The organism is Vicinamibacteria bacterium (assembly GCA_035620555.1).
Taxonomy (GTDB): Bacteria; Acidobacteriota; Vicinamibacteria; order Marinacidobacterales; family SMYC01; genus DASPGQ01.
Map to the genome: position 1 here is coordinate 1 of DASPGQ010000732.1, position 10335 is coordinate 10335.

Consider the following 10335-nt stretch of genomic DNA (forward strand, 5'->3'; position numbering starts at 1 on the left):
CCGCTGGCGTCATCGCCCGACTCGGTGGGACTCCGGTTTTCTCCGAGGTCGACGAATCGACCCTCAATCTCGATCCCCGCGGGCTCGAAGAGCGGCTCACCGAGAAGACGAAAGCGATCGTCCCCGTCCACCTATTCGGGAAGCTCGCCGACATGGCACCGATCCTCGAGATCGCACGGCGATGGGGCATCCCGGTCGTCGAGGACGCTGCCCAAGCCATTGGCGCGAGCGACGACGCGGGCAGGATGGCCGGCACGGTCGGGACCGCGGGAACTCTATCTTTCTACCCCAGCAAGAACCTGGCCGCTCTCGGCGACGCGGGAATGGTCTTGACGAACGATGTCCAGCTGGCGGAGTCCATTCGTCGCATTCGAACCCACGGGGGGACCGAGGAGTACGTTCACGAGACCGTCGGCGGCAATTTCCGGCTCGACGCGGTCCAGGCCGCGCTTCTCGAGGTCAAGCTCGAGTATCTCGGCGAGTGGACACGGATGAGAAGGGAACGGGCCGCATCGTACGATGAGTTGTTCGAACGGAGCGGACTCGTTTCCCAAGGTAAGGTACAGCCACCGAAGGCGACGGCTGATCACGTCTACCACAAATATGTCATTCGTACCCGGCGTCGCGACGAGCTCAGGGAGCATCTCGCTTCGAAAGGGATCGGCACCGCCGTCTACTACCCCCTCCCGCTCCACCTCCAACCGTGTTTTCGGGAGCTCGGATATGGGGAAGGAAGCTTCCCCGTCGCCGAGGCGGCGGCCAGGGAAACCCTCGCGATTCCCATGTACCCGGAACTGACGCAAAATCAACAGGAACGAGTAGTTGCCGAGATTCTGGAATTCTTCCGCGGGTGAAACAAATGGCCCGAGACGGACGTCATCAATACGATGCGTAGAACGGTTTTCCTAATCGCGGCCGTGACGCTCGGCGGGCTCCTGGCGTTCCGGGTCTACCAGGAGTCCGGCGCCGGAACCGACGGCTCGAAGGGTGGAGGTCCGGGCGGGCCGGGATCTCGCGCTCAGCTGGTCGAGGCGGCGACACCCGAGTCGAGTCGGATCACCGAGCGGGTCTCTCTGGTGGGCTCCCTCCGCGCCGCACAGCGGGTGGAGGTGACTCCCAAGCTCAGCGGGCGGGTCGTCGAGATCCGGGTCGACCGGGGCGACTGGGTGGGGGCGGGGCAGGTCATTGCCCGACTCGAGGACGACGAGCTGCGTCAGCAGGTTCGACGCGCCGAAGCTGCCCTGCAGGTAGCCGAGGCGTCGGTCGCGCAGCGTGAAGCCGAGCTCGCCGGAAGACAGCTCGAGCTGGACCGGTTGCAGAACCTCGCCCGCGACGGCGTCGTCTCCTCGCAGCAGCTACAGCAGGCCGAGACCAACCTTCAGGTGTCGAACGCGCAGAAAGCTCTTGCTTTTGCCCAGGTGGCCCAGGCCGAGGCGGAGCTCGAAGAGCTCAGAATTCGCCTCGGTCAGACGGCGATCGTCTCTCCGCTCACCGGCTCGGTGGCGCAGCGTTACATCGATGTCGGGGCACTCGTCTCCTCTTCCACTCCGGTCGTGCTGATTCTCGATCTTTCCACCGTGAAGACCGTGGTCAACGTCCCCGAGCGTGAGATCAACAAGATCGCGGTGGGCAACCAGGCCAAGGTGGTCGTCGATGCTCTCGCCGGCCGGGAGTTCGCCGGCCGAGTCCTGCGGATCTCGCCTCTTCTCGACGCCCAGACCCGCACCGCGCCGGTAGAGATCGAGCTCGACAACCGCGACGGCCTTCTCAAGGCGGAGATGTTCGCCCGGGTGGACTTGAACCTCCAGGCCGAACGGGACGCACTCATGATTCCCCGGGACTCTCTCGTCTATCGGAGCAATCGGCCCGGGGTCTTCGTGATCGACGGCGAATCCGCGCGATTCCAAGCCGTCGTGACAGGGGTTGCCGAAGGCGATCGCATCGAAGTCCTATCGGGTCTGAGCCCAGGCGAGACCATTGTCGCTCGCGGCGCCAACCTTCTGAAGACCGGTGATTCGGTTCGCGTCATGCACCCGGAGGGAGATTAATCGTCGATGAACCTGCCGCGCTTTGCCATTCGGCGCCCCATCACCGTGGCCATGGTGTGCTCCGTCGCCATTCTTCTGGGGGGGATTTCTTTCACCCTCCTTCCCGTGGACCTCATGCCCGATGTCGAGTTCCCGACGATTACCGTCGTTACCGAATATCCGGGCGTGGCGCCCGAGGAGATGGAGACTCTCGTTACTCGGCCCATCGAACGATCCATCAGCTCGGCCCCGGGCGTCGAAGAGATCACTGCCACGTCCTCCGAGGGCCAGAGCCGCGTTCAAGTCCGTTTCGAGTGGGGAACGAACCTGGATGAGGCGGCCAACGAGATACGAACCAGGGTCGACCGCCTGAGAAGCACGCTCCCCGAAGATGCGGAGCCCCCCAGCCTGTTCAAGTTCGACGTCTCGCAGTTTCCCATTCTCTTCATGGCGGTATCGGGAGATCGCGATCCCAAGGATCTGCGGCAATTCATCGAGGATCAGATCCTCTACCGCCTCGAGCGGGTGCCGGGAGTCGCCGCGGCGGACGTTCGCGGCGGGCTTCGCCGCGAGATCCACGTGGATCTCTCGCTCGAACGGCTGAGGGGATACAGCCTGTCGATTCGCGACGTCGTCGACGTGCTCCGTCGTGAGAACCTCAACGAGCCCGTCGGTCCGGTCGAGGAAGGTGACTTCGAGCTCCTGCTTCGCACCCAGGGGGAGTTCCAGACGGTGGAGCAGATCCAGAACATCGTTCTCACGGTTCACGACGGAATCCCGGTCTACGTGAAGGACGTGGCTCGTGTCGAGGACTCCCACGAGGAGATCCGCGACGTCGTTCGCGTGGATGGCAGACCCGGCATCCGGCTGTCGGTGAGAAAGCAGGCGGGCGCGAACACCGTGACGGTGGCTCGTGCCGTGAAAGCGGAGCTGGAACGGATCAACCGGGACTACCCCGACATCACCGCCACTCCGATCATGGATCAGTCGGAGTTCATCGAGCAGTCGATCCGCAACGTGCGCGATGCGGCGATATCCGGCTCCATCCTCGCGATTCTCGTCCTCTTCATCTTTCTGCGCAACGTGAGAAGCACGTTCGTAGTCGCCGCATCGATCCCCATCGCTGTCATCTCGACGTTCGCGCTCATGTATTTCAACGGTTTTACGCTGAACACGATGTCGTTCGGCGGCCTGGCCCTCGGTGTGGGCATGCTGGTGGACAACGCCATCGTCGTTCTCGAGAACGTATTTCGACATCGGGAGTCGGGTCGTTCGCGCTACGATTCCGCGGTCGAAGGGACGAACGAAGTCTCCTCGGCCATCGTCGCCTCGACTCTCACCACCATAGCCGTCTTCGTGCCTCTGGTCTTCCTCACCGGCATGTCGGGCATCATGTTCCAGCAGCTTGCCTATGTCATCGCCTTCGCGCTCTTCTCGTCTCTCGTCGTCGCCTTGACCGTCATCCCCGTCCTCTGCTCGAAGTTCCTTCGGGTGGGAGAGCCGGACCCGAACCGCCATCCCATCCTCCAGCGGATCGTGCACCAGAGTGGCGAGTTTCTGACGGCCATCGATGCCGAGTATCAACAGTTGATCCGATGGGCTCTGAGCCATCGACGAACCGTGGCCCTGGGCACCGGGCTTCTGCTCGCGGGGAGCCTGCTTCTCGCGCCGATGGTCGGCTTCGAGCTCATGCCCGAGACCGACGAAGGCGAGGTGCGCTTGACCCTCGAGCTGCCAGCGGGAACTCGGGTCGAGGTGACGGAAGCGGTGGCACTGGAGGTCGAATCGATGGTGCTTCGGGAAGTGCCCGAAGCCGAACACGTCCTCACCGAGGTGGGTGGCGGCGGCTGGAGGGAGTCCTCGACCCATCGCGCGAACATTCGCATCCAGCTCGTCGATCAATCCCGGCGAGACCGCTCGACTCAGGAAATCGCGAACGCTCTGCGTCCGCATCTCGTGAGACGTCCGGGAGTCCTCGCATTTGCCCGGGCGAGCGGGGGCATGTTTCTCATGAGAATGGGACGGGGTGGCGAGGATCGGATCTCGGTAGAGATCCGGGGCCACGACATGCAGATCGCGAACGAGCTCGCCCTTCAGGTGAAAGAGATCGTCGAGAACGTTCCCGGGGTTACCGACGCGCAAGTCAGCCGCCGCGAGGGGATGCCCGAGATGCTGGTGACCGTCGACCGCGACAAGGCGGCGACCATGGGGCTCAACGTCTCCGACCTCGCGGACGCTCTGCGCACCACCGTGGGAGGCCGCATCGCATCGATGTTTCGCCAGGCGGGTAACGAGTACAATATCCTCGTTCGCCTCCAGGAGGAGGATCGTCGAGACCTCGCCTCGGTCGAGCAAGTGCCGATGTATACACCGGTCGGTCAGACCGTGCCGGTCTCGAGCCTCGTCCGAATGCAGCGCAGAGAGGGGCCGGTCAATATCGAGCGCAAGGATCAGGAGCGCATCGTCACCGTGACCGCCAATTTCGCCTCACGCGATCTCGGAAGCATCATGGGAGACATCGAGAGCGGGATCCGGAGCCTCACCCTTCCTCCGGAGTTCACGATTCTCTTCGGAGGCGAATACGAGGAGCAGCAAAAGGCGTTTCGCGGTCTCATGTTGTGTCTCGTCCTCGCCGTCATTCTCGTTTACATGGTCATGGCGGCGCAGTTCGAGTCGCTGAGAGACCCTCTGGTCATTCTGTTCTCGATTCCTCTCGCCGCCATCGGCGTCATCTTGATGCTGTTCCTGACCGACACGACGTTCAACATCCAGGCTTTCATCGGTTCCATCATGCTCGCCGGGATCGTGGTCAACAACGCGATCGTTCTCGTCGATTACACGAATCTGCTGCGGCGAAGGGACGGTCTGCCGCTTCGACACGCCGTGGAGCTCGCCGGGCGCCGCCGCCTTCGTCCCATCCTCATGACGACCCTCACCACCGTCCTCGCGATGATTCCCATGGCGCTCGGCATCGGTGAAGGTGCCGAGGTGCAGGCGCCCATGGCGCGCGTCGTGATCGGCGGCCTGACGGTCTCGACGCTCATCACGCTCGTCCTCATTCCCACGCTCTACACCACCGTGGAGGAGAGAGTCGCGGAGGAGCAAGAGGAAACGGAGCCCTCGGCCGGGGCCGAGCCCGCCGCCGTGTGACGGTCGCCGTCAGGGAGTCAGGCGCTGCCGCTCCCGAATGGTGACGTCTCGAGGCGGCTCCGTCCCCTCGTCGACCCAGCCGTCGAGGAGCTCGAGCGCCTCCTGCACCGTGGGGATATAGGTGGTGCCCGTCGCCATGGCGTCGATTTCCGCGCTCGAAAGGCCCATTCGCGAGCCGGCATATTGGAACGACGAGATGGCGTCGTCATTGGACGAGATGTGCCAGGCTCCCTCGACCTGATAGAGCCGGTGGCGTGAGCCCTGCCCGCGGGCGAGCACTTTGTGCTTGTAGGCGAGAACCTCGGCGCGCACGAAGTCATCGAAGGTGCCGACGACCTCGATGACCGGAACGCGGATGAGCCCCGAGGTTTCCGGCCCGCGCTCTCCCGACGCCGCGCGCCCCGCGCTCGATCGACCGAGAAACGGCCAGAAGCGCCGCGCTTCGGGAGGAGTCGCGACTACTTCGGCATAGGCGCTCACTTCGTCTTCATCGAGCGGCCACAGCTCAGCCATCCGCGCCCGCCGCCCGACTCCGGATTGGGCGTCTCCGTGGGCGCCGGCGATGATGACGACGCCGTCGAATGCCGGCTCGGCCTCCTCCGCCGCCAGACGGGCGATGCCTCCTCCCATCGAGAGCCCGAAGAGATAAGTCCGCGCAACCTGACCGAGGCGCTCTCGCATCAACTCGGTGAAGGATTTCGTCAGCGCGAGTCCATCGGGCGTTCCGCCGATCCCGTCGCGGTCGAGACTCGCGTAAGCGAAACCGCGGCTCACGGCGAACGTGCCGACGACATCGTCGAGAGCGGTCTCATCGGTTCCCATCACCCGACCATCGCGCGAATAGGCTTCGCCCCCGCTTCCGCCGTGGGCTCCGATGACGAGCTTGCGATTCCACTCGTCCGGCACGCGAAGGACGTAGCGCTTCTCGTAGCGTAAGTCGCCCACCGGGATCTCGATGGTATCGGTGCCGGACAGCAGGAGCGCGAAAAGGATTCGCATCGAGCCAAGCCTAGCACGAAGTTCCTTCTATAATTGAGACCGCAAGGAGGCCCTCATGGTCTTACCCGCTCTCACCATCACGCTGCTCGCTCTGCACGTGCCCACGATCGACGAGCTCATCGAGCTCGAGTTTCCCGGCGAAGTCGCGGTCTCGCCCGACGGCTCCCTCGTGGCCTACACCGTGACCGAGACGAACTGGGAGGACGATCGTTACGAGCGCGAGATCTGGCTCGCCCGCGGGGACGAGCCACCGTTTCAGCTCACCCGCGCCGAGCGATCGAGCTTCTCGCCGAGCTTTGCCCCTGACGGGAAGTGGATCGCATTCCTTTCCGATCGCACCGAGAAGAGGCAGCTCTATCGCATTCCGGTTGCAGGCGGCGAGGCCGAGCAGCTCACCCTGAGGGAGGATGGAGTCGAGGATTTCGAGTGGTCATACGACGGCGCCTGGATGGCGGTCACGGCGGCCGATCCGAAGAGCGAAGCGATGGAGGAACGCGAGAAGCGGTTCGGAGACTTCTCCTGGGAGGACGAAGACCACCGCATGACCCGCCTCTACAGGCTCGATCTGGGCTCACGGGCGCTCGAAGCCCTGACCGAGGGCGAGGCCTTTACCATCGATAGCTTCGCGATCTCGCCCGATGGGCGATTCGTCGCGTTCTCGGCGAGGCCCTCCCCGGACCCGGCGGCCTATTTGCTTTCGGATCTGTATGTCACCGACGTCGAAGCGAGGAAGACGAAGCTCATCGTCGGCTGGCCCGGTGCCGACGGCTCGCCTCGATGGTCCCCGGACGGGACTCGGATCGCCTTCGTGACCTCGGGCGGTGTGGAGACGTATTACGGGAACGATGAGATCGCCGTCGTGAGCCCGTTGGGAGGCGAGCCTGCGATCATCACGAGCCGCTTCGACGAAGATACCCGACTCCTGACCTGGCGCCGCGACGGCATCTACTTCCTGGCGTCGGCCCGAACCGAGCGCCACCTGTATCGCCTGCTCGAGGATGGATCCGGCGTGGCGCGGCTTTCGGGCGACGGATGGGTTCTCGGCTCCGTCTCGCTCGCGAGCGAAGCGCCGGAGCTGGCGTTTACCGCGGATCGGTTCGAACGATTTACCGAGGTCTACCGATCGCCGCTGGACTCGATCGCACCCGCACCCCTCACCGATTTCGATGCGCAGCTCGCCGATTTCGCGCTGGGGCGCCGCGAGGTGATCTCATGGGAGTCCACCGACGGCACCACGATCGAGGGCGTGCTGGTGAAACCCGCCGACTTCGACTCGAACAAGAAATACCCGCTCCTTTTCAAGATTCACGGAGGGCCCACCGGCGTCGATAGCCAGCAGAAGCTCCCCGGCTCCGACCGCCGGTACTACCCCATCGAACGGTTCGTCGCCAAAGGGGCCCTCGTGCTCATGGTGAACTATCGCGGAAGCGCCGGCTACGGGGCGGGGTTTCGCGCATTGAACGTCAGAAATCTCGGTGTCGGCGATGCCTGGGACGTCGAGTCCGGCCTCGATCGACTCATCGATCAGGGCATCGTCGATCCCGAACGCGTCGGCACGATGGGATGGAGCCAGGGTGGCTATATCTCCGCCTTCCTGACGACGCATTCGAGCGCCCGCTTCCGGGCGGCATCGGTCGGCGCGGGTATCTCCGACTGGATGACGTACTACGTCAACACCGACATCCATCCGTTCACGCGGCAGTACTTGAAGGATGACCCCTGGGACGATCCCGCGATCTACCAGAAGACGTCGCCCATCACGTACATCAAGCGGGCCCGGACGCCGACGCTCATCCAGCACGGCGAGAACGACCCCCGCGTCCCCATTCCGAACGCCTACGAGCTCTATCAGGGTCTTCGAGATCAGAACGTGCCCGTCCGCCTCGCGATCTACAAGGGCTTCGGTCATGCCATCGACAAGCCAAAATCGAACCGGGCCGTCATGACGCACAACGAAGAGTGGTTCTCCAAGTGGATTTGGGAAGAAACCGCGGAGTCGTCGAGTCCTGAACAGGGAAACGATGAGGGGAACGGGGACAGTCGACGCGTACACTGACGTACTAATCGCGCTTGTGGCGCGCGAATTTTCCCAGCTCCGGACATGATACTTGCCAGTAGGAGGTGATCATGGGACCGATCCAGTGGGGAAAGGTGGTTCTGGGAGGGCTCGTCGCCGGGCTCATCATGAACGTGAGCGAGTTCGTTCTTCACGCCATCGTGCTCGCCGAGGATGGAGCGAAGCTCATGGAAGATTGGAACCGGATGGGCCTGAGTGTCGAGCCGAGCCCCACGCTCCTGATGTGGCTCGTCGCCGCCACCTTTGCTCTCGGGTTTCTCGCGGTCTGGACCTACGCGGCCATCCGTCCGCGCTTCGGCCCCGGACCGGGGACGGCCATTTGCGCCGGCCTGGCGGTCTGGGCCATGTCCTACCTCTACGCCGGCGTCTACGTTCACGCCGGCATCGTCGTGGTTCCGCCAAAGCTCGTCTGGCTTCCCGTCTTCTGGAGTCTCGTCGAGGTGCCCATCGCGACCCTGGCAGGAGCGTTTCTTTACAAGGAATAAGGAATCTCAGAGACTCTTCTCGAACGCGAGGTCCCTGACCATGGCGTCTAACTCCACCTGAAGCGCACGCCGTTCGGCCTCGAGCCTCCCCTGCTCGGCGCGAATCTCGGCCAGTCGGTTTTCTTGCCGCTCGAGCTCGCCCACATAGCGCCGCCGGAGGCCCTTCTCCTCGCCGCTGCCGCCGAGCTTTCCCAGATTCTCGCGTAGCCGCTGCTGGTCGTCGAAGAGGCTCGTTTGCTCGGACTCGAGCCGCTGGAGCTCCTGGCTCACCGCTGCCACCTCATCGCGCTTGGCAACCACTTGCCTAAGCACCCTTTCGACCTCGAGATCGATCGAGCGCTCCTCGAGCCAGAGTGCGATCTGATCCGAGCTCACGTTCGAGAGCGCGTATGTGGTTTCGCGATGGCTCTCCTCCTGGACGACGAGCTCGGTGGTCACGCCGGGCGCGGCCTCCAGGCGAAATCGATACTCTTCCCGGGTCGTTTCCGCCGGCGCCGGCGTCTCGACGATCGTCCAGTCGACCTCGACCGGATGCTCGATGAGAACTACCCGCGCGTCGGTGTCCTGGCTTCGAACGGAATATGCCGTGCTTCTCCGGAGCTTCACGTCCCGCCGCAAGACTCCGCGACCGACGGCGACCCTCGTGACCCGCTCGGGCGCTCGTTCGCGACCGGCGGCGACGTCGAGGTGCAGATCGAGACCATAGCTGAGAATCCGTTTCTCCTTAGGCCGAATGACCTCGGTCAGCCCCTCGCCCGCGAAGGCATCGCCGTCGAGGACGGTGAAGCTCCCCGCGTCGAGGGTGAGGCCGGTCTCGTTCACGAGCGAAACGGCGAGGCGTGGCCGCGGATCGCGGCTCCGTTCGTTGTATATCGATACCTTTTCTCCGGCGATCTCGGTCTGGACGATGGGGAGGAGTGCCGAGCGGTTGCGCCCGATGTTGACGGGATGAGGAAGTCGATACTCGAACTGGTCTCCGAGAGCAGCCGCCTGGGCGGCCTCGACGCGGCTTTCGCGAAGGGCACGAGAGATCGGGGCCGGGGGAGGCGGCGAGGACGGGACACCACCCACGATACCGCCGGGGAATCCTCGTTCCCTTTTCATCTTCTCGGCGGGTTCGAGCAGTGGGGACACACCAGTAACGGTCACCGTCTCGCTGACGCTATCCAAATCAAGTCGAAAGTCGAGTTGCCGTGTCCTTCCCGGCGCAACGATCACTTCGCGGTACTCATGCGTCGAGAAGCCCACTAGGCTGGCGGATACGCGATACACTCCCGCCGGCACCCAGAGAACGAATCGGCCACCTTCGTCCGTGACGGCCATGCTCACGGATTCTCCCGAGCGGTCGACTGCCTGAACTTCAGCACCAGGGAGCACCCCTCCTGCCGAGTCCGCCACCGTTCCCGCGATCCGCGTACCCTCCCCCGCGACGTCGAACGCCATCCCATGCGTTTGCGGCGCGACTTGCAGGCCCGCGGGGAGCGGAACCGTCGGCCGTCTCGAGTACACCGGCTGCGAGAGGTTTTGAACGAAGCTCACCGGCGCGCCGGCAACGAGAGACAGCTCGACGCCGTCCCAGTCCATCGCGCTCACGTTG

The 10335-nt window shown here is 64.0% G+C and carries 7 protein-coding genes; 5 read left to right on the forward strand and 2 right to left on the reverse strand.

Annotation, left to right across the window (positions count from 1 at the left end; genetic code table 11):
* From VEK15_29440 to VEK15_29450, 3 genes are all read left to right on the forward strand, one after another.
* Positions 1 to 854 (forward strand): DegT/DnrJ/EryC1/StrS family aminotransferase (locus VEK15_29440; protein ID HXV64858.1); only part of this gene is annotated, 854 nt, incomplete at its 5' end.
* 33 nt (positions 855 to 887) lie between these two features.
* Entirely contained in the window at positions 888 to 2048 is a 1161-nt protein-coding gene (locus tag VEK15_29445; protein HXV64859.1) for an efflux RND transporter periplasmic adaptor subunit, read from the forward strand.
* A 6-nt stretch (positions 2049 to 2054) separates the two neighbouring features.
* Positions 2055 to 5177, forward strand: a complete 3123-nt coding sequence (locus VEK15_29450; GenBank protein HXV64860.1) for an efflux RND transporter permease subunit — start codon at positions 2055 to 2057, stop codon at positions 5175 to 5177.
* A gap of 9 nt (positions 5178 to 5186) precedes the next feature.
* Here VEK15_29450 and VEK15_29455 read toward each other — a convergent pair whose 3' ends face one another.
* A complete protein-coding gene (locus VEK15_29455; GenBank protein ID HXV64861.1) occupies positions 5187 to 6176 on the reverse strand; it encodes an alpha/beta hydrolase domain-containing protein in 990 nt (329 codons plus the stop codon).
* A 55-nt stretch (positions 6177 to 6231) separates the two neighbouring features.
* Here VEK15_29455 and VEK15_29460 point away from each other — a divergent pair, with 55 nt between their 5' ends.
* A complete protein-coding gene (locus VEK15_29460; protein ID HXV64862.1) occupies positions 6232 to 8232 on the forward strand; it encodes a S9 family peptidase in 2001 nt (666 codons plus the stop codon).
* 71 nt (positions 8233 to 8303) lie between these two features.
* Positions 8304 to 8738 (forward strand): hypothetical protein, encoded by a 435-nt coding sequence (locus tag VEK15_29465; protein ID HXV64863.1) that lies wholly within the window; start codon positions 8304 to 8306, stop codon positions 8736 to 8738.
* Positions 8739 to 8744: 6 nt separating this feature from the next.
* On the opposite strand, the gene VEK15_29470 is transcribed toward VEK15_29465, so the two are convergent.
* Positions 8745 to 10335: carboxypeptidase regulatory-like domain-containing protein (locus VEK15_29470; GenBank protein HXV64864.1), on the reverse strand; the 1591-nt coding region annotated here is incomplete at its 5' end.